Origin of the sequence: Hoyosella subflava DQS3-9A1 (genome assembly GCF_000214175.1) — a bacterium.
Lineage (GTDB): Bacteria > Actinomycetota > Actinomycetes > Mycobacteriales > Mycobacteriaceae > Hoyosella > Hoyosella subflava.
Map to the genome: position 1 here is coordinate 4,576,487 of NC_015564.1, position 18,068 is coordinate 4,594,554.

16 protein-coding genes are annotated in these 18,068 nt (G+C 62.7%); 14 read left to right on the forward strand and 2 right to left on the reverse strand.

The window, feature by feature from the left end; translation table 11 throughout:
- The 13 genes from AS9A_RS21160 to nuoN are packed head-to-tail and all read left to right on the forward strand — an operon-like array spanning position 1 to position 15,263.
- Positions 1 to 555, forward strand: a complete 555-nt coding sequence (locus AS9A_RS21160) for a NuoB/complex I 20 kDa subunit family protein (protein WP_013809208.1) — start codon at positions 1 to 3, stop codon at positions 553 to 555.
- On the forward strand, positions 552 to 1,292 hold the full coding sequence (locus AS9A_RS21165) for an NADH-quinone oxidoreductase subunit C (RefSeq protein WP_013809209.1): 741 nt from the start codon (positions 552 to 554) through the stop codon (positions 1,290 to 1,292). Before AS9A_RS21160 ends, AS9A_RS21165 begins: the two co-directional genes overlap by 4 nt.
- Positions 1,292 to 2,596, forward strand: a complete 1,305-nt coding sequence (nuoD, locus tag AS9A_RS21170; protein ID WP_013809210.1) for an NADH dehydrogenase (quinone) subunit D — start codon at positions 1,292 to 1,294, stop codon at positions 2,594 to 2,596. The genes AS9A_RS21165 and nuoD overlap by 1 nt, the downstream gene beginning before the upstream one ends.
- The gene (gene nuoE / locus AS9A_RS21175; RefSeq protein ID WP_013809211.1) at positions 2,593 to 3,498 is read left to right on the forward strand and encodes an NADH-quinone oxidoreductase subunit NuoE; all 906 of its coding nucleotides are present in this window, start codon (positions 2,593 to 2,595) and stop codon (positions 3,496 to 3,498) included. The genes nuoD and nuoE overlap by 4 nt, the downstream gene beginning before the upstream one ends.
- Position 3,499: 1 nt before the next feature.
- Entirely contained in the window at positions 3,500 to 4,822 is a 1,323-nt protein-coding gene (gene nuoF / locus AS9A_RS21180; RefSeq protein ID WP_013809212.1) for an NADH-quinone oxidoreductase subunit NuoF, read from the forward strand.
- Entirely contained in the window at positions 4,819 to 7,236 is a 2,418-nt protein-coding gene (locus AS9A_RS21185) for an NADH-quinone oxidoreductase subunit G (protein WP_013809213.1), read from the forward strand. Before nuoF ends, AS9A_RS21185 begins: the two co-directional genes overlap by 4 nt.
- A complete protein-coding gene (gene nuoH / locus AS9A_RS21190) occupies positions 7,236 to 8,522 on the forward strand; it encodes an NADH-quinone oxidoreductase subunit NuoH (RefSeq protein WP_013809214.1) in 1,287 nt (428 codons plus the stop codon). Before AS9A_RS21185 ends, nuoH begins: the two co-directional genes overlap by 1 nt.
- Positions 8,515 to 9,072 carry an NADH-quinone oxidoreductase subunit NuoI gene (gene nuoI, locus AS9A_RS21195; protein WP_013809215.1) on the forward strand — a complete coding sequence of 186 codons (558 nt, stop codon included), beginning with the start codon at positions 8,515 to 8,517 and terminating at the stop codon, positions 9,070 to 9,072. The genes nuoH and nuoI overlap by 8 nt, the downstream gene beginning before the upstream one ends.
- On the forward strand, positions 9,072 to 9,863 hold the full coding sequence (locus tag AS9A_RS21200; RefSeq protein ID WP_013809216.1) for an NADH-quinone oxidoreductase subunit J: 792 nt from the start codon (positions 9,072 to 9,074) through the stop codon (positions 9,861 to 9,863). Before nuoI ends, AS9A_RS21200 begins: the two co-directional genes overlap by 1 nt.
- Positions 9,860 to 10,159, forward strand: coding sequence for an NADH-quinone oxidoreductase subunit NuoK (gene nuoK, locus AS9A_RS21205; RefSeq protein ID WP_013809217.1), 300 nt, complete (start codon positions 9,860 to 9,862; stop codon positions 10,157 to 10,159). The genes AS9A_RS21200 and nuoK overlap by 4 nt, the downstream gene beginning before the upstream one ends.
- A 60-nt stretch (positions 10,160 to 10,219) precedes the next feature.
- Positions 10,220 to 12,148, forward strand: a complete 1,929-nt coding sequence (gene nuoL / locus AS9A_RS21210; RefSeq protein ID WP_041451269.1) for an NADH-quinone oxidoreductase subunit L — start codon at positions 10,220 to 10,222, stop codon at positions 12,146 to 12,148.
- Complete coding sequence (locus AS9A_RS21215; RefSeq protein WP_013809219.1) at positions 12,145 to 13,740, forward strand: NADH-quinone oxidoreductase subunit M; 1,596 nt, start codon at positions 12,145 to 12,147, stop codon at positions 13,738 to 13,740. Before nuoL ends, AS9A_RS21215 begins: the two co-directional genes overlap by 4 nt.
- A gap of 32 nt (positions 13,741 to 13,772) precedes the next feature.
- Positions 13,773 to 15,263 carry an NADH-quinone oxidoreductase subunit NuoN gene (gene nuoN / locus AS9A_RS21220; protein WP_237707981.1) on the forward strand — a complete coding sequence of 497 codons (1,491 nt, stop codon included), beginning with the start codon at positions 13,773 to 13,775 and terminating at the stop codon, positions 15,261 to 15,263.
- A 55-nt stretch (positions 15,264 to 15,318) separates the two neighbouring features.
- Here nuoN and AS9A_RS21225 read toward each other — a convergent pair whose 3' ends face one another.
- Both AS9A_RS21225 and AS9A_RS21230 read right to left on the reverse strand, forming a co-directional pair.
- Positions 15,319 to 16,350 carry a hypothetical protein gene (locus AS9A_RS21225; RefSeq protein WP_148262525.1) on the reverse strand — a complete coding sequence of 344 codons (1,032 nt, stop codon included), beginning with the start codon at positions 16,348 to 16,350 and terminating at the stop codon, positions 15,319 to 15,321.
- A 53-nt stretch (positions 16,351 to 16,403) separates the two neighbouring features.
- Positions 16,404 to 17,102, reverse strand: coding sequence for an adenylate/guanylate cyclase domain-containing protein (locus AS9A_RS21230; RefSeq protein ID WP_013809222.1), 699 nt, complete (start codon positions 17,100 to 17,102; stop codon positions 16,404 to 16,406).
- Between the two features lie 126 nt (positions 17,103 to 17,228).
- Between AS9A_RS21230 and AS9A_RS21235 the strand changes: the two genes are divergently transcribed.
- Positions 17,229 to 18,044 (forward strand): adenylate/guanylate cyclase domain-containing protein, encoded by an 816-nt coding sequence (locus AS9A_RS21235; RefSeq protein WP_013809223.1) that lies wholly within the window; start codon positions 17,229 to 17,231, stop codon positions 18,042 to 18,044.
- The last annotated feature ends 24 nt before the right edge of the window (positions 18,045 to 18,068 follow it).

Sequence of the window (18,068 nt, forward strand, 5' to 3'; positions counted from 1 at the left end):
ATGGGTCTTGAAGAGAAGGTGCCAAGCGGTTTTCTGCTGAGCACAGTCGAACAATTGGCGGGCTACATGCGTAAAGGGTCCCTGTGGCCTGCGACGTTCGGGCTCGCGTGCTGCGCCATCGAGATGATGGCGACCAGTGGCGGGCGCTACGATCTCGCGCGGTTCGGTATGGAGGCTTTCCGGGCATCACCGCGACAGGCCGATCTCATGATTGTGGCCGGCCGGGTCAGCCAGAAGATGGCGCCGGTACTGCGTCAGGTCTACGACCAGATGGTAGAGCCGAAGTGGGTGCTGTCGATGGGTGTGTGTGCGTCGTCTGGGGGCATGTTCAACAACTACGCGATTGTGCAGGGCGTCGACCATGTCGTCCCCGTTGACATTTACCTGCCCGGATGTCCGCCTCGGCCGGAGATGCTGCTACACGCGATCCTGAAGCTGCACGACAAAATCCAGGAGATGCCCCTCGGTGTCAATCGCGACGAAGCCGTGCGTGCGGCCGAGCAAGCTGCGCTCGCCTCCCGTCCGACGATCGAATTGAAGGGACTGCTTCGTTGACGGACTCTCACGACAAGAATCGCAAGGAAGAGGCGACAGCAGGTCCCGAGGGAAGCGTCCCCGATCGCAGTGCACGATCCGAAGTGATCGACGTCCGCAGGGGCATGTTCGGAGTGCGGGGCAGCGGCGATACCTCCGGATACGGGCGGCTCGTACGCCCAGTGAAGCTGCCCGGCAGCTCACCCCGCCCATATGGCGGCTACTTCGACGACGTGGCGGATGCACTCGCCGCGGCACTCGACGCTGAAGGTGTGGCTTTCGATGAAGCAGTCGAGAAGGTCGTCGTGTTCTGCGGCGAAATGACGTTTCACGTGTTCCGGGACCATCTGGTGCTCGTCGCGAAGCTACTCCGCGACGCGACGCTGCTGCGATTCGAAATGTGCCTCGGGGTCAGCGGCGTTCACTACCCAGAAGATGAGGGGCGCGAACTGCACGCGGTGTACCCGCTGATGTCGATCACCCACAACCGGCGCATCCGCCTAGAGGTGGCTGCACCGGATGCTGACCCGCACATCCCGTCGCTGTACAGCGTGTATCCGGCGAATGACTGGCATGAACGGGAAACCTACGACTTCTTCGGGATCATTTTCGACGGTCACCCCTCGCTGACCCGCATCGAAATGCCCGATGACTGGGAAGGGCATCCTCAGCGCAAGGATTATCCGCTCGGCGGTGTCCCGGTCGAATACAAGGGCGCGGTTATTCCGCCGCCGGACGAGCGGAGGGCCTACAACTGATGAGCGAAGACACGCGCGGCGAGTCCGTCTTCACCGTGTCCGGCCAGGACTGGGAGAGCATCAGCGAGGCGGCCAAGGGGGCTGACGACGAACGGATCGTCGTGAACATGGGGCCGCAGCATCCCTCGACGCACGGAGTGCTGCGGCTGATACTCGAGATCGAAGGGGAAACCGTCACCGAAGCCCGCTGCGGCATCGGTTACCTCCACACGGGCATCGAAAAGAACCTCGAATACCGTTACTGGACCCAGGGCGTCACCTTCGTGACGCGCATGGACTACCTGTCCCCGTTCTTCAACGAAACGGCCTACTGCCTCGGTGTTGAGCGACTGCTCGACATCACTGAGCAGATCCCTGAGCGCGCGAGCGTCATCCGTGTCTTGCTGATGGAGCTGAACCGGATTTCTTCGCATCTTGTCGCGCTCGCTACTGGCGCCCTCGAACTGGGCGCAAGCACCCCGATGCTGTTCGGTTTCCGTGAGCGTGAGCAGGTACTCGACGTCTTCGAGGCGGTAACCGGGTTGCGCATGAATCATGCTTACATTCGCCCAGGCGGACTTGCTCAGGACATCTCGGAGGAGGGCATCGGAAAGGTTCGTGACCTCCTTGCGCTGATGCCGAAAAGGCTCCGCGAGATGGAGCTGATACTCAGTGAGAACCCGATCTGGAAAGCGCGAACGAAGGACGTCGGCTACCTGGACCTCACAGGCTGCATGGCCCTCGGAATCACCGGTCCCATTCTGCGTTCCACCGGGCTGCCGCACGATCTGCGCAAGTCACAGCCCTACTGCGGGTACGAGAACTACGAATTCGACGTCATCACGGACACCGGCTGTGATTGCTATGGCCGTTACCTCATCCGGGTGAAAGAGATGAGGGAGTCGCTGAAGATCGTCGAGCAGTGCCTCGACCGGCTCCGTCCCGGCCCCGTCATGGTCGAAGACAGGAAGATCGCCTGGCCTGCACAGCTGAAACTCGGCCCCGACGGTCTGGGGAATTCCCTCGAGCACATTCGCAAGATCATGGATACGTCGATGGAAGCGCTGATCCATCATTTCAAACTCGTCACCGAGGGTTTCCGGGTGCCCGCTGGGCAGGTGTACACGGCGGTGGAATCGCCGCGCGGCGAACTTGGCGTGCACATGGTAAGTGACGGCGGCACGCGCCCCTACCGTGTGCATTACCGGGATCCGTCGTTCACGAACCTTCAGGCCGTTGCAGCGATGTGCGAGGGCGGCATGGTTGCCGACGTCATCGCCGCGGTCGCCAGCATCGACCCCGTAATGGGTGGAGTGGACCGATGACCACACAGGAGCCAGTTTTCCTTCAGCTCGGGCAGAAGCCCGAGGAAAAAGGTCTCATCGTCCGGGAGGGTGCCCGCGGCAGCTACCCAGCGGACATCAGCGAACGGCTCGGCGAGGCCGCTGAGCAGATCATCGCGCGCTACCCCGAGTCCCGGTCAGCGCTGCTGCCGCTGCTGCATCTCGTGCAGTCCGAAGACGGCTGCATCACACCCGCGGGGATCGACTTCTGTGCGAGGCACCTGGGACTCTCCGGCGCCGAAGTCGCCGCGGTCGCGACGTTTTACTCGATGTACCGGCGAACGCCCACCGGCGACTATCACGTCGGTGTCTGCACCAACACTCTCTGCGCTGTGATGGGCGGAGACATGATCTTCGCTGAACTCAAAAAGCATCTGGGCATCGGCCATGGAGAAACGACAGCCGACGGCAAAGTCACGCTGGAACACATCGAGTGCAACGCGGCGTGCGACTACGCCCCAGTGATGATGATCAACTGGGAGTTCTTCGACGACCAGACCCCACAGTCGGCAAAGCAGATAGTCGACGATCTGCGGTCGGGCAAGACCGTCACACCCACCCGAGGTGCTCCGCTCTGCACGTTCCGCGAGACAGCACGCATCCTCGCTGGTTTCCCCGATCCGCGTCCTGGCGCGCTGGACACCGAACCTGGTGACCCCACCCTCATCGGACTGCGCATCGCCCGGGAACGTGGAATGGAAGCACCCGAGGCGCCGGACCGCCCCACCCTATCGGCATCCAGAGCCGAGGGGACGGAGCCAGAAGCCGCGGAGCGAACCGCGGATGCCCCTGCGCCCGCACCGTCAGCCACCGTGCCCCCAGAATCCGCGACCTCCGAAACCAGCCCGGACGTGACGGACGCGCCGGAAGTGAAGGGAGAGTGACATGCCGCTGACCCCATTCCTCAGCCGGTACTGGGACGCTCCAGGAACCTGGACGCTGGACGCGTACCGCCGTCACGACGGCTACCAGGCCGTCAGCAAAGCACTGCGGATGCCACCCGACGAGGTGATTCAGACCGTCAAGGATGCAGGTTTGCGCGGCCGCGGCGGTGCTGGTTTCCCCACTGGCATGAAGTGGGGGTTCATACCGCAGGGGCCCGAGAAGGATGGCACCGTCAAACCGCACTACCTCGTCGTCAATGCGGATGAGTCGGAGCCGGGCACCTGCAAAGACATTCCCCTGATGCTGGCAACGCCGCACGCCCTCGTCGAGGGAGTCATCATCGCCGCGTACGCAATCCGGGCGAGCCACGCGTTCATCTATGTGCGCGGCGAGGTCGTTCCAGTCCTGCGACGCCTGCAAGCAGCCGTCGCGGAAGCGTACGAGGCCGGGTATTTGGGGCGTGACATCCTCGGTAGCGGGTACGACCTCGAACTGATAGTGCATGCCGGAGCTGGGGCTTACATTTGCGGCGAGGAAACCGCGCTCCTCGATTCGCTGGAGGGCCGGCGCGGGCAGCCCCGGCTGCGACCACCGTTCCCAGCCGTCGCGGGGCTCTACGCTTGCCCGACCGTGGTCAACAACGTGGAGTCGATCGCGAGCGTTCCGCCGATCATCCTCAACGGCATCGACTGGTTCCGGTCGATGGGCACTGAAAAGTCGCCCGGCTTCACCCTCTATTCACTGTCCGGTCACGTCACACGTCCGGGGCAGTACGAGGCTCCGTTGGGCATCACATTGCGTGAACTACTCGACTATGCCGGTGGGATCCGGGCCGGACACAAGCTGAAGTTCTGGACACCAGGCGGCTCTTCCACCCCGATTTTCACCGAGGAACACCTCGACGTCGCGCTTGACTATGAAGGGTGCAGCGCGGCGGGATCAATGCTCGGCACCAAGGCCCTGCAGATCTTCGATGACACTACGTGCGTGGTCCGCGCGGTTCTGCGGTGGACGGAGTTCTACGCACATGAGTCGTGCGGGAAGTGCACACCGTGCAGGGAAGGCACGTACTGGCTCGTCCAAATTCTGGAACGCCTCGAAAACGGGCTCGGCACGGAAGCGGATCTCGACAAGTTGCTTGACGTCTCCGACAACATCCTCGGTAAATCGTTCTGCGCGCTCGGTGACGGTGCGGCAAGCCCCATCATGTCGTCGATCAAGTACTTCCGGGACGAGTACCTTGCGCATCTGCCAGATGGGTGTCCGTTCGACCCGTACAAGTCCACTCTCATGGCCGAACGAGTGGAAGAGGGAGCCCTATGACAGTCACAAGCAACTCGCACAGCAGCGATGTCGCTCCCGCTGACCTCGTCACGCTGACCATCGATGGCATCGAGGTGAGCGTCCCCAAGGGCACGCTCGTCATCCGCGCCGCCGAACTGATCGGCATTCAGATCCCGCGTTTCTGCGACCATCCCCTCCTCGATCCGGTGGGCGCGTGCCGCCAGTGCATCGTCGAAGTCGAGGGACAGCGCAAGCCACTCGCGTCCTGCACGACAACCGTCACCGAGGGCATGGTCGTCAAAACCCAGCTCACCTCAGCGGTCGCGGACAAGGCGCAAAAGGGTGTCATGGAGTTGCTCCTCATCAACCATCCCCTCGATTGCCCTGTGTGCGACAAGGGGGGTGAGTGCCCGCTGCAGAATCAGGCCATGTCCAACGGGCAAGCCGAGTCCCGCTTCACCGACGTCAAAAGAACCTTCCCTAAACCGATCAATATTTCGTCGCAGGTGCTGCTCGACCGGGAACGCTGCGTGCTGTGCGCGCGCTGTACCCGTTTTTCGCAGCAAGTGGCGGGTGACCCGTTCATCGAACTGATGGAGCGCGGCGCGCTACAGCAAGTCGGCATCTACACGAATGAACCGTTCGAGTCATATTTCTCAGGGAACACGGTCCAGATCTGCCCGGTGGGTGCCCTGACTGGAGCGTCGTACCGGTTCCGGGCCCGGCCGTTCGACCTCGTCTCGAGCCCGAGTGTCTGCGAGCACTGTTCCAGCGGTTGCGCACAGCGGACTGACCATCGGCGCGGGAAAGTATTGCGGCGGCTCGCCGGTGACGACCCTCAAGTAAACGAGGAGTGGAACTGCGACAAGGGCCGCTGGGCATTCGCTTACGCCACCGAGAACGACCGGATCACCTCACCGATGATTCGCGGCGAGAACGGTTCACTCGTGGCCGCGTCGTGGTCCGAAGCTCTCGCCGTGGCAGCGCGCGGCCTCGCCAATACCCGCGCCGGGGTGCTTGTTGGCGGCCGCGTGACCTATGAGGATGCCTACGCGTACGCGAAATTCGCGCGAGTAGCACTGGGCACGAACGATGTCGACTTCCGTGCCCGCTTCCACTCCGCGGAGGAAGCGGACTTCCTCGCGGCGCGTGTCGCCGGACGCGGCGCAGTTACCTACACGAGCCTGGAACAGGCACCTGTCGTACTACTGGCTGGCTTCGAACCAGAAGAAGAGTCACCGATAGTGTTCCTCCGGCTGCGCAAAGCGGTCCGGAAGAACCAGCTCAAGGTCTACTCCCTCGCCGCCTACTCGACGCCGGGCCTTACAAAGATGGCCGGAAAGCTGATCCGGACAATCCCTGGCAGCGAAGCGGACACTCTTGGGTCTCTACCTGCGGAGGTGGCCGACCTGCTGCGGACTCCCGGTGCCGTGATCCTCGCCGGAGAACGGCTGGCAGGCGCCGTGGGCGGGCTGTCAGCTGTAAGCCAGCTTGCGGAAGACACCGGCGCCGCGCTCGCTTGGGTGCCGCGTAGAGCGGGAGAGCGCGGTGCCGTCGAGGCGGGTGCTTTGCCGAACCTGCTGCCCGGTGGGCGTCCTCTCAGCGATCCCGCCGCCCGGCGTGAGGTCGCATCAGCATGGGGCACGTCTGACCTTCCCAGCGAAACCGGTCGGGACACCAGCGCGATCCTCACCGCTGCAGCCGATGGAGACCTCGATGCGCTGATTGTGGGCGGAGTCGAACCTACTGACCTGCCCGACCCAGAGGCAGCGCTGACAGCCATCGATGCAGCCGGGTTCGTGGTCAGTCTCGAGTTGCGCCGAAGCGTCGTCACAGATCGAGCGGACGTCGTCTTCCCCATTGCCCCCGTCATGGAGAAAGCAGGAACGTTCCTCAACTGGGAGGGCCGCGAACGACCCTTCGCGGCGGCGCTCCGGAACACAGGCGCGATGCCCGATCAGCGTGTGCTCAACTCGCTCGCCGACGAAATGGGTGTTCATTTGGGACTGCCCGACGCGGAGACCGCACGGGCCGAACTCGCCACACTCAGCCTGTGGGATGGGCCGAGTGCCGCGCCACCACAGGTAGCCGCCGGACCAATACCGCAGCCAGGGCCAGGGGAAGCGATTCTTGCGACCTGGCGGATGCTGCTCGACGCAGGCCGATTGCAAGACGGTGAGCCGCACCTCGCGGGCACGGCACGCGAACCTGTCATTCGGCTTTCTGCCCTTACCGCGGCCGAAATCGGGGCTGAGGAGGGCACGCTCGTCACAGTGAGTTCCGCGCGCGGCACGGTGACACTCCCCCTCAGGGTCACGGAGATGCCAGACCGCGTGGTGTGGCTGCCACAGAACTCCCCTGGCGCGCTCGTCAACACCGTCCTCGCCGCGCCCGTCGGCAGTGTCGTCCAAGTTGGCGCGGCTCTCAACGGTCGAGGCCGGGAGGGCGACTGATGAACGACGACACCCTCGCAGTCGGGTACGCGGACCTGTCCCTTTTCGGCCAGGATCCGGTGTGGCTGGTGGTGGCCAAAGCGGTCGCGGTCTTCGCGTTCCTCGTGCTCACTGTGCTCGTCGCCATCCTGGTGGAACGCAAGATCATCGCCTGGATGCAGATGCGCCTCGGGCCCAACCGGGTCGGCCCGTGGGGCCTGCTGCAAAGCCTTGCTGACGGCGTCAAGCTGGCATTGAAAGAGGGCATCATTCCCAAGGGCGTCGACAAGCCGCTCTACCTGCTCGCCCCCGTCATCGCCGTGGTGCCCGCCATCATGGCATTCGCGGTGATCCCATTCGGTCCCGAAGTCTCGATCCTCGGGAACCAGACCCCACTACAGTTGACTGACCTGCCCGTTGCGGTGCTGTACATCCTGGCAGTCACCTCCGTGGGCGTCTACGGAATCGTCCTCGCAGGATGGTCCTCAGGCTCGACGTATCCACTTCTCGGTGGGCTGCGCTCGACAGCGCAGGTCATCTCCTACGAAATCGCTATGGCGCTGTCGTTCGTTGGTGTGTTCCTCTTCGCGGGCACCATGTCGACCTCAGGGATCGTCGCCGCGCAGGAAGGCACCTGGTACGTCTTCCTTCTGCTGCCATCCTTCCTCATCTACATCACCTCGATGGTGGGCGAAACCAACCGCGCACCGTTCGACCTACCCGAAGCGGAAGGCGAACTCGTCGGAGGTTTCCACACGGAGTACTCGTCCCTGCGTTTCGCGATGTTCATGCTCGCCGAGTACATCAACATGGTTACTGTGTCAGCGCTCGCGACCACGCTGTTCTTCGGCGGCTGGCGCGCACCCTTCCCCTTCAGCATGTGGGAGGGTGCCAACACCGGCTGGCTGCCGGTGCTGTGGTTCGTACTCAAAGTGTGGGGATTCCTCTTCGTCTTCATCTGGCTTCGCGCCACGCTGCCGCGGCTCCGGTATGACCAATTCATGAACCTGGGCTGGAAGATCCTGATTCCCGTCTCGCTGGCCTGGGTGATGGTGGTCGCGACTGTTCGCGGCTTCTACAACGCCGGATACGATGCACAGACTCTCACCCTCGTTGTTGCGGGTGTCACCCTCGCCGCGATCATCCTCATCGCCGTGTGGTTCCGGATGAAGGGTGCACGGGCACGGGAAAGCCGAGTTCCCGTAGCAGGCCAGGACACCCAGTTCGACCCGATGGCGGGCGGTTTCCCCGTGCCGCCGCTACCCGGCCAGACATCCGCGCAGGCTGAGGAGGCCCGAAATGCCTAAGACCCCCAGATTTATCGAACCCCTTGCGGGGTTCGGTGTGACCTTCTCCACCATGTTCAAGAAGCCGATCACAGAGCGATACCCCGAAGAGAAGGTGCCGACCAGCCCCCAGTACCACGGGCGGCATCAACTCAACCGCCACCCGGACGGTCTCGAGAAGTGCATCGGCTGCGAACTGTGCGCGTGGGCGTGCCCCGCCGACGCCATCTACGTCGAAGGGGCCGACAACACCGAAGCCGAACGGTATTCGCCCGGGGAACGGTACGGCCGCGTCTACCAGATCAACTACCTGCGCTGCATCGGCTGTGGACTGTGCATTGAGGCCTGCCCCACTCGCGCACTGACGATGACCAATGACTACGAGATGGCAGACGATAACCGCGCAGATCTGATTTACGAGAAGGATCGGCTGCTCGCTCCGTTGAACGACGGGATGATCGCACCGCCGCATCCCATGTATCCCGGCACCACCGAAGACGACTACTACCGTGGCTCCGTCACTGAAGCGTCGCCGCAGCAGGGTGACGCGTCTCGAGAGGAGAGCCGCTAGTGGGTGCCGCAGCGTCTGCGCTCGTCCTTGGGCAACCGATCACCGAGACCTCCACTGGTGAGGCGGTCCAATTCTGGATACTCGCCGCCATAGCCGTCGTCGGGGCGCTCGGCGTAGTGGCGTCGAAAAAGGCCGTCTACTCGGCGATGTTCCTCGCCATGACCATGATCATCCTGGCGATCTTCTACATCGCACAGGGCGCGCTTTTCCTCGGCGTCGTGCAAGTAGTCGTGTACACGGGCGCCGTGATGATGCTGTTCCTCTTTGTCGTCATGCTGATCGGAATCGAGTCGTCGGACTCACTCGTCGAGACTCTGCGCGGTCACCGCATCGCCGCTGTCGCCGCGGGTCTCGGTTTCGGACTCCTGCTCGCGGCAGGCATCGCACGAGCGGCACTCCCCACGTTCGCCGGTTTTGAAGAGCAGGAAAACAATGTACCGGCGCTCGCCGAACTGCTCTTCGTCCGGTACGTCTGGGCATTTGAACTGACGGGTGTACTGCTCATCATCGCCACCCTGGGCGCGATGGTTCTCGCGCACCGCGAGAAGTTCACGTCCCGCCGTACCCAGAAGGAACAGTCACAAGAACGGTTCCAGGCCTGGCAGCGCGGCGAGGGCGGACACCTTACGCCGCTGCCAAGCCCCGGGGTCTACGCCAGGCACAACGCCGTGAACCAGCTCGCACGGCTCCCTGACGGCTCGTACGCGCAGAGCTCGGTCAGCGAAGTGTTCCGCAAACAGGCGTCGTCCCACCCTGAACTCGAATCAGGTGAGGAGGACAGTCCCCGGTGAGTCCCGAGAACTATCTCTTCCTCTCAGCCCTGCTTTTCACGATCGGTGCGGCAGGGTTTCTGCTTCGCCGCAACGCGATCGTCGTGTTCATGTGCATCGAGCTGATGCTCAACGCGACGAACCTCGCGTTCGTGGCGTTCGCGAGGATGCACGGAAACCTGGACGGTCAGGTTTTCGCATTCTTCACCATGGTCGTCGCAGCGGCGGAGGTCGTCGTCGGTCTTGCGATCATCATGGCCATCTATCGGTCCCGACGTTCGGCCTCGGTCGACGAAGCCAGCCTCCTGAAGAACTGACGCCATGCAGAAGAAGGTGACTGTGTTCATAAACCACGCCCGGACGATGGGGCAGACCGCATGAGCGGGGGAATCGCGTCGACCGTGTGGCTGCTGCCGGCCCTCCCTCTGGTCGGCGCGCTGGTGCTGCTCCTAGCTGGCCGGCGCAGTGACCCGTGGGGTCACCTGCTCGGCTGCGCCACCGCCATCGCGTCGTTCGCGCTCGGGGTTGCGCTGTTCTTCGACATGGCGGGACGTGATAAGGCCGACCGTGTCATGCACCAGAGCCTCTTCAGCTGGGTGCCAGTGGCTGAACTGCAGGTGGACTTCGGTCTGCAACTCGACCAGCTCTCCATGTGTTTCGTCCTGCTGATCACCGGTGTCGGTTCCCTGATTCACGTCTATTCGATCGGGTACATGGACCATGATCCCGAACGCCGGAAGTTCTTCGCGTACCTGAACCTCTTCCTCGCCGCGATGCTGCTTCTCGTGCTCGCCGACAACTACCTCGGCCTGTACGTGGGATGGGAAGGCGTGGGTCTTGCGTCATACCTCTTGATCGGGTTCTGGCAGCACAAGCCGTCCGCGGCGACCGCCGCGAAAAAAGCGTTCCTTGTCAACCGCGTCGGAGACATGGGTCTCGCCATCGCGATGATGATCATGTTCGTGACGTTCGGTACGGTCGCCTTCAGCGAAGTTTTCGCTGGCGCGGATGGCGCCAGCGACGGCGTACTTACTGCCCTGGGTTTCCTGCTGCTGCTCGGTGCGTGCGGTAAATCAGCACAGGTGCCGCTGCAATCCTGGCTCGGAGACGCCATGGAAGGCCCGACACCGGTGTCCGCACTGATCCACGCAGCCACGATGGTGACCGCAGGCGTGTACTTGATCACCAGGTCCGGCCCGATCTTCGACCTTTCCCCCACCGCGCAGATGGCCGTCGTGATCGTCGGAGCGGTGACGCTGCTGTTCGGTGCAATTATCGGCTGCGCGAAAGACGACATCAAAAAGGCGCTCGCTGCATCGACGATGAGCCAGATCGGCTACATGGTGCTGGCAGCTGGGCTCGGGCCCGCGGGCTACGCGTTCGCGATCATGCACCTGCTCACCCATGGCTTCTTCAAAGCCGGGCTTTTCCTCGGCGCGGGCTCCGTCATGCACGGCATGAATGACGAGGTCAACATGCGCCGGTACGGCGGACTGCGGACCGTCATGCCGATCACGTTCGTGACGTTCGGCTTGGGGTACCTTGCCATCATCGGTGTCCCTCCGTTCGCCGGGTTCTTCTCCAAAGAAGGAATTATCGAAGTTGCCATCGACTCGGGCGGCGTGAAGGGCGTCGTGCTCGGCGCGGCAGTGCTGTTCGGTGCAGGTCTCACGGCCTACTACATGACCCGCGTCATGATCTTGACGTTCTTCGGGGACCGTCGCTGGGAACCCTCCCTGGGCGAGCGAAGCGACGGGGAGTTTACAGCCCTACACCCGCACGAATCCCCCAGCGTGATGACCGCGCCGATGATCCTTATCGCCATCGGTTCCGTCGCGTCCGGCGCCTTCCTCGCACTCGGCGGCCGCCTCGAGCACTGGCTGGAACCCGTTGTCGGTTCCCACGACGGTGAGCATGTGGTCCCCGTGTGGGTCATCACGACGCTTGCGCTCGGAGTTGTCGCCATCGGCGTCGCAGTGGCCGTACGACAGTACGCGGGCCGCGACATTCCGGTGGTCGCTCCCACCGACGTTTCGGCCGTCACCGTGGCGGCCCGTCGAGACTTGTACGGGGACGCAGTGAACGAAACGGTCTTCATGCGGCCCGGGCAGCAATTCACCCATACCGCAGCTGTCGTTGACGACAAGGTCGTGGACGGCGCCGTGGGCGGCGTTGCCGTACTCGTCGGCGGTTTATCATCGCAGGTCAGGCGAATACAGACGGGCTTCACGCGGTCGTACGCGCTGTACATGCTGATCGGGGCGGCCCTCGTCATCGCGGCGATGCTGCTAGGAGGGGCGCTATGAACAGTTTCCCCTGGCTGACGGCCCTATGGGTGACACCACTCATCGGCGCACTCGCGATCATGTTCGTGCCCGCACCGGCTCGGCAGCTCGCAAAATCCATCGCACTGGGCGCGTCGATCGTGGTGCTCGGCATCGTCGTCGCACTCCTCGTCAGCTTCGACCCGGCGGGCGAGCAATACCAGTTCGTCGAGTCGCGCACGTGGATCCCCGCGCTTGGCGCCAGCTACACGCTGGGACTGGATGGTATCGGCCTGATCCTCGTCCTCCTTACAGCCGCCTTGATGCCTTTGCTTCTGCTCGCGGCATGGCGGGATGACGACGACAGCCTCCCCGGCGGAGGTTTCCCCGGACGGCGCCGACCGACCCACACCTACGTCGCACTGATGCTCATGGTGCAGGCGATGGTGATGGTTACCTTCACATCGCTCGACATCCTGCTGTTCTACATCTTCTTCGAGGCGATGCTGATCCCGATGTACTTCCTCATCGGTGGTTTCGGTGGCCCCAACCGCGCAGCCGCTGCCGTGAAGTTCCTGCTGTACAACCTGTTCGGCGGGCTGATAATGCTCGCGGCTGTCATCGGACTGTTCGTCGTCACCGCCGACATCGGGGAGAACGGCCGCGGCACGTTCGACTTCCGGACCGTGGTCGCCGCTGTCTCCACTGGTGAGCTCGGAATCGACCCCGCCATCGCGAAGCTGCTGTTCCTCGGATTCACATTCGCCTTTGCCGTGAAGGCGCCGCTGTGGCCGTTCCACACCTGGCTGCCGGGCGCCGCCGTCCAAGCGACACCCGCGAGCGCGGTGCTCATGATGGCGATCGTCGACAAGGTCGGGACGTTCGCGATGCTGCGCTACAGCTTGCAGTTGTTCCCCGACGCATCCCAGTACTTTGCGCCGCTCATCATCACGCTCGCAGTCATCGGAATCATCTACGGCGCGGTGCTCGCGATCGCCCAGACAGATGTGATGCGACTGATCGCGTACACCTCGATCTCACACTTCGGGTTCATCATCCTCGGCATCTTTGCGATGACCAGCCAGAGCCAAGCGGGCTCGGCGCTATACATGGTCAACCATGGCGTCGCTACTGCCGCACTGTTCCTGGTCGCCGGTTTCCTCGTGACGCGTCGCGGGACCCGCGCGATCAGCGACTACGGCGGTGTGCAGAAAGTCGCACCGATCATGGCTGGCTCTTTCCTCGTTGCCGGCCTCGCGACGCTGTCGCTGCCTGGGCTCGCCCCATTCATCAGCGAGTTCCTCGTCCTCATCGGCACATTCGGGCGATACCCGGTCGCCGCGATCTTTGCGACAACAACGTTCGTGCTCGCCGCGATCTACATATTGTGGACCTATCAGCGAATGATGGCTGGCCCCGTAACCACCGGGAACGAGCACATCCGCGACCTGCGGCTACGAGAAGCCGCAGTGATGGGACCGTTGATCGCGGTGCTCATTGTCCTCGGTGTCTACCCAAAGCCGGCGCTCGATGTGATCACCCCGGCCGTCGAACACACCCTCACCACCGTGCACCTGCAGGATCCAGCCCCTGCCCTCGCCGGTGACCAGTTGATCGGAGATGGACGCCAGTGACCCCTGACATCGCATACAGTCAGCTCACACCGATGCTCGTGGTGTTCGGTGTGGCAATCGTCAGCGTGCTCGTCGAGGCGTTTCTGCCCGCTCGTCACCGGTACATGACACAGATGGTGCTGAGCCTCACCGGTCTCGTCGTTGCTTTCGTGGCGTTGCTGATGCTGGCCGGAACGAGCAGCGTCACCGCAGTCGGTTCCGTGGCTGTTGACGGGCCAACGCTGTTTCTGCAAGGCACCATCGTGCTCGTCGCGGTCGTGTCGCTGCTGATGGTGGGAGAACGCACCCGAGAAAGTGCCGCTCTCATGGATGCGTTCGCACCGCAAACTTCGTCTGTGCCGGGCAGTGTCGCCGAGCGTGAAGCAACCAAAGCGGGGGTGATGCAGACAGAGGTTTTCCCGCTCGCGTTGTTCGCGGTCGGTGGTCTGATGCTGTTCCCCGCATCGAATGACCTCCTCACCATGTTCATCGCGCTCGAGGTTCTGTCCCTGCCCCTGTATGTGCTGTGCGGGATGGCAAGGCGCCGTCGCCTCCTTTCACAGGAAGCGGCCCTCAAATACTTCTTGCTCGGGGCGTTTTCTTCGGCGTTCTTCCTCTACGGGGTGGCGCTGCTGTACGGGTTCGCGGGGACCCTCGAATTTGCTGGCATCGCGGAGGCCGTTTCCGAACAGGGCAGCAGCCCCCTGGCGCTGATCGGTGTGGGCATGCTGTCAGTGGGGCTGCTCTTCAAGGTGGGCGCAGTGCCGTTCCACACGTGGACACCCGACGTATATCAGGGCGCGCCCACCTCGATCACCGGGTTCATGGCGGCTGCGACGAAGATCGCCGCGTTCGGAGCGATGCTGCGCGTCTTTTACGTCGCAGTGCCCGAGTTGCAGGTCGATTGGCGGCCCATGCTGTGGGCTATCGCCGCGATCACCATGCTGGTCGGGACGATCATCGCGGTAACTCAAACCGACGTGAAGCGCATGCTCGCGTACTCCTCGGTGGCGCATGCAGGGTTCCTGCTGACGGGCATCGTCGCGGCCAACGACGCGGGTGTCTCAGCGACATTGTTCTACCTCGTCGCATACGGGTTCAGCACGCTTGGCGCGTTCGCTGTGGTAAGCCTGGTGCGCGACCGGGGTGGGATCGAAACTGCGGATATGAACGCATGGGCCGGGCTCGGCCGACAGTCGCCGCTCATCGCTGGGGCGTTCGCATTGTTCCTGCTCGCGCTGGCTGGTGTGCCCCTGACAAGCGGTTTCATCAGCAAATTCGTCATCTTCTCGGCCGCTGTCGAAGGCGGAGCAGCCGTGCTGGTGATCATCGGTGTCCTGAGCAGCGCGATCGCGGCGTACTTCTACATCCGGGTGATCGTGCTGATGTTCTTCAGCGAGCCAGTGGAAGAGGGCGCGATAGTTGCGCCGAAGACTATGACTTCCGCTGTTGTCGCCATTGGTGTGGTGGTGACAGTCGTGCTGGGTGTAATGCCGCAGAGTGTGCTCGACCTGGCTGAGCGAGCATCTTCGTTCGTGAGCTGAGCGGCGCTGGTGAAAGGCATGTTGCTGGTATTCGCATATGTAGCGAACGACATGTCTATTTCAGTAGTTTCAGCACCCGCTCTGACTCCGTGAAGTCTTTGAACTGCCGGCGCACGAAAGCGTCGAGCATCCCGTTGTCCTGAACGACACTGATCACTCGTGGCGCGAACCGGAGTGCTTCTTCGATCATGTCTTCTCGGGTCACACCGATCTCGTCGAGCAATTCAGCGAGGGTATGGCGTGAATACTTGCTGAAGAAGACTGCCACGCCTTCCTCGATCGCCGTACGAATCGACCGCGTGCCGCGGAATTCGCGCCAGAACTCGAAGCCCAGGATCAGGAAGTCTTCGATATCGTCGGGGCCGATGGCTGCGCCGACTGTGCTGAAGGATTCCGATGCATGCTGTTCGAACATCTCCATGGCAGCCGCGACAACCGGTTCCCTGGCGTCACTCATGTCAGGTGTATCGACGTGCGAGATCACGCCGGAGACGATGCGCGCGATGAGCTCCCGGAAGATTTCGTCCGCCTTGTGCGGGATCCCCGGCGCCACCCGTGTGCTCACTGAACTTGTAAGTCGCAGGAGCGCCCCCACACCCGGCACCGTGGCAGCCTGCTGGCGGTTGCGCTGCAACGAATCCACTGCCATCCGGTACAGCAGCCATGCGACCGAACTCCGCACCAGCGGGCTGTGATAGAAGAGGTCCACCACCCGCTGGAATGCGGGGTTCGACATGAACTTTTCCGCGATCGCTGCGAAGCTCTGCTCCGAAACGAAATCGACCTCGTCGTCGGCGTCATTGAACGTGCGTTCATGGATCCGGCTTGCGATCTCGCCGACAAGCTCCGGAATTGTGCCCTCGATGCGCCACTCCAGCGCGTATTTGATCGCTGCACCGCTGACCTGTTTAGACGTCACGACATCACCAAGAGTGATCTGCTGCGCTGCTTTGAGCGCGTGGCCAACTTCGACGTGCACCCACTTGACGAAAGCGTCCCCGCTGAGCTGATCGAGAATGTAGTCCGTCAGTGCGTCGAGCAACTCTTCGGATCCGCGGCCCTCATCATCGGTTAGTTCGTCCGTCACGCTCACAGAATAGTGCCGATGCCGCTCGGGGCGGCTACTTCGCACAGGCCCGCTCAGTTCGCGCGCGGCCATGCGAGCCGAGTGAGCTTGTTCCGGCCACGCAGTTTCACCAATTCGCCTGTCTCCCACAGTGCTTGCTCACCGTCTCCGGAAAAGTCGACGGCGTAACTAGATGCGAGAATACTTCCTGGCTGTTTCTTGGCCAGCTCTGTGAGCCTGGCAGCCTCGTTCACAGGGTCGCCGATGACCGTATATTCGAAGCGCTCCGCGGAGCCGATGTTGCCTGCTAGGACTGTGCCAGCCGAAACGCCGATCCCGACCTGTATGCCGGGGATTGCCTCGAGTTCGGCGACGAGTTCGCGGGCCGCTGTCAGTGCTGAGGTCGCAGCATCCGCTCTGTACGCGGGCGCACCGAAGATGACGAGCGCCTCGTCGCCGACGAACTTGTTGACGAATCCGCCATGACGTTCGACGACCCTGATCACCAGTTCGAAGAACGTGTTGAGCATCGCCACGACTTCGGCGGGCCGCATCGTCGACACCGCTGACGTCGAACCGACGAGGTCGACGAACAAGACCGCAACGAATCGGGTCTCGCCACCAATCGCCGAGCCACTTACGAGCGCCTGGTGAGCGACGTCCCTTCCCACGTGCTGCGCGAGAAGTTGCTGAAGCTGCGCATTTTCGTGCTCGAGCTGTTTGATACGCATGCGCATGTCACTCAGCTCCCAGGCGTTGCCATCGTCTGCCACAGGGGCGCGCTCCGTCCCGTCATCGTGGAATTCGCAGCATGAATCTGCCCCCACCTTGCCGGTTGAGTGTACACGTGTTTACTATTGCGACGTCGGCTGCCGGGCAGACAGGGAGATGGTTGTGGCATGAGTCAAACAGCACTCACAACGATTGCGACTTGTGCAATTGTTGTTGCCATCGTGCTTGGTGTGCTGCTTTTTCACGCTCAGCGCCGAATCAGCCAACTGGAGCGTGAGCTCGAATGGAAGCCAGCCCAGCGTCTCCTCAGCGGCAGTCGCGAGGCAGTCAAGACGGTGTGGCAGACAGCGAACCTCGTCCGCTCGAAAGGGTTAGGCGCAGCGATGCGCACGTCTGTCGAGGAACTGGCCAACTGGGCTGAAGTTGAGCGGCCAGACCTCGCGCGACTCACCAAGAACGGCTCCGTCGTCATCTTCTTTTCGGACATACAGGGGTCGACTGCCCTCAACGAGGAGCTGGGTGATCGCGCATGGGTGAAACTACTCGAACGGCACGAGAAGCTGATTCGGCAGTGTGTCGACGCGCATGGGGGACACGTGATCAAAAGCCAGGGTGACGGCTTCATGGTTGCTTTTTCGCGCCCTGACCAGGCTGTTTTGTGCAGCATGGAGATTCAGAACGCACTCGACACGCTCAGCTGGTCCCGGCGCCATGCCATCCGGGTCCGGATCGGCATCCACATGGGGAAGTCGGTTCGCCGCGGTGACGATCTCTTCGGCCGGAACGTCGCCCTCGCCGCGCGCGTCGCGGACCAGGCCAGCGGCGGAGAAACACTGGTCAGCGGGCAAGTACGTGCAGCGATCCGCGACGGGGTTCCCGTCAGGTTCAGCGAGGAACGCCGAGTGTCACTGAAGGGACTCGACGGCGAGCACCCCGTTTACCTGGTGACACCCACAACCCAGCGATCGTCAACCAACAGTTGACGATTGCGGTTCGTCAACCTAAAG

Coding starts and splice junctions, on each gene's coding strand:
- AS9A_RS21160 (WP_013809208.1), top strand. CDS start 1: ATGGGTCTTGAAGAGAAGGTGCCAAGCGGTTTTCTGCTGAGCACAGTC.
- nuoD (WP_013809210.1), top strand. CDS start 1,292: ATGAGCGAAGACACGCGCGGCGAGTCCGTCTTCACCGTGTCCGGCCAG.
- nuoE (WP_013809211.1), top strand. CDS start 2,593: ATGACCACACAGGAGCCAGTTTTCCTTCAGCTCGGGCAGAAGCCCGAG.
- nuoF (WP_013809212.1), top strand. CDS start 3,500: ATGCCGCTGACCCCATTCCTCAGCCGGTACTGGGACGCTCCAGGAACC.
- AS9A_RS21185 (WP_013809213.1), top strand. CDS start 4,819: ATGACAGTCACAAGCAACTCGCACAGCAGCGATGTCGCTCCCGCTGAC.
- nuoH (WP_013809214.1), top strand. CDS start 7,236: ATGAACGACGACACCCTCGCAGTCGGGTACGCGGACCTGTCCCTTTTC.
- nuoI (WP_013809215.1), top strand. CDS start 8,515: ATGCCTAAGACCCCCAGATTTATCGAACCCCTTGCGGGGTTCGGTGTG.
- nuoL (WP_041451269.1), top strand. CDS start 10,220: ATGAGCGGGGGAATCGCGTCGACCGTGTGGCTGCTGCCGGCCCTCCCT.
- AS9A_RS21215 (WP_013809219.1), top strand. CDS start 12,145: ATGAACAGTTTCCCCTGGCTGACGGCCCTATGGGTGACACCACTCATC.
- nuoN (WP_237707981.1), top strand. CDS start 13,773: ATGCTCGTGGTGTTCGGTGTGGCAATCGTCAGCGTGCTCGTCGAGGCG.
- AS9A_RS21235 (WP_013809223.1), top strand. CDS start 17,229: ATGAGTCAAACAGCACTCACAACGATTGCGACTTGTGCAATTGTTGTT.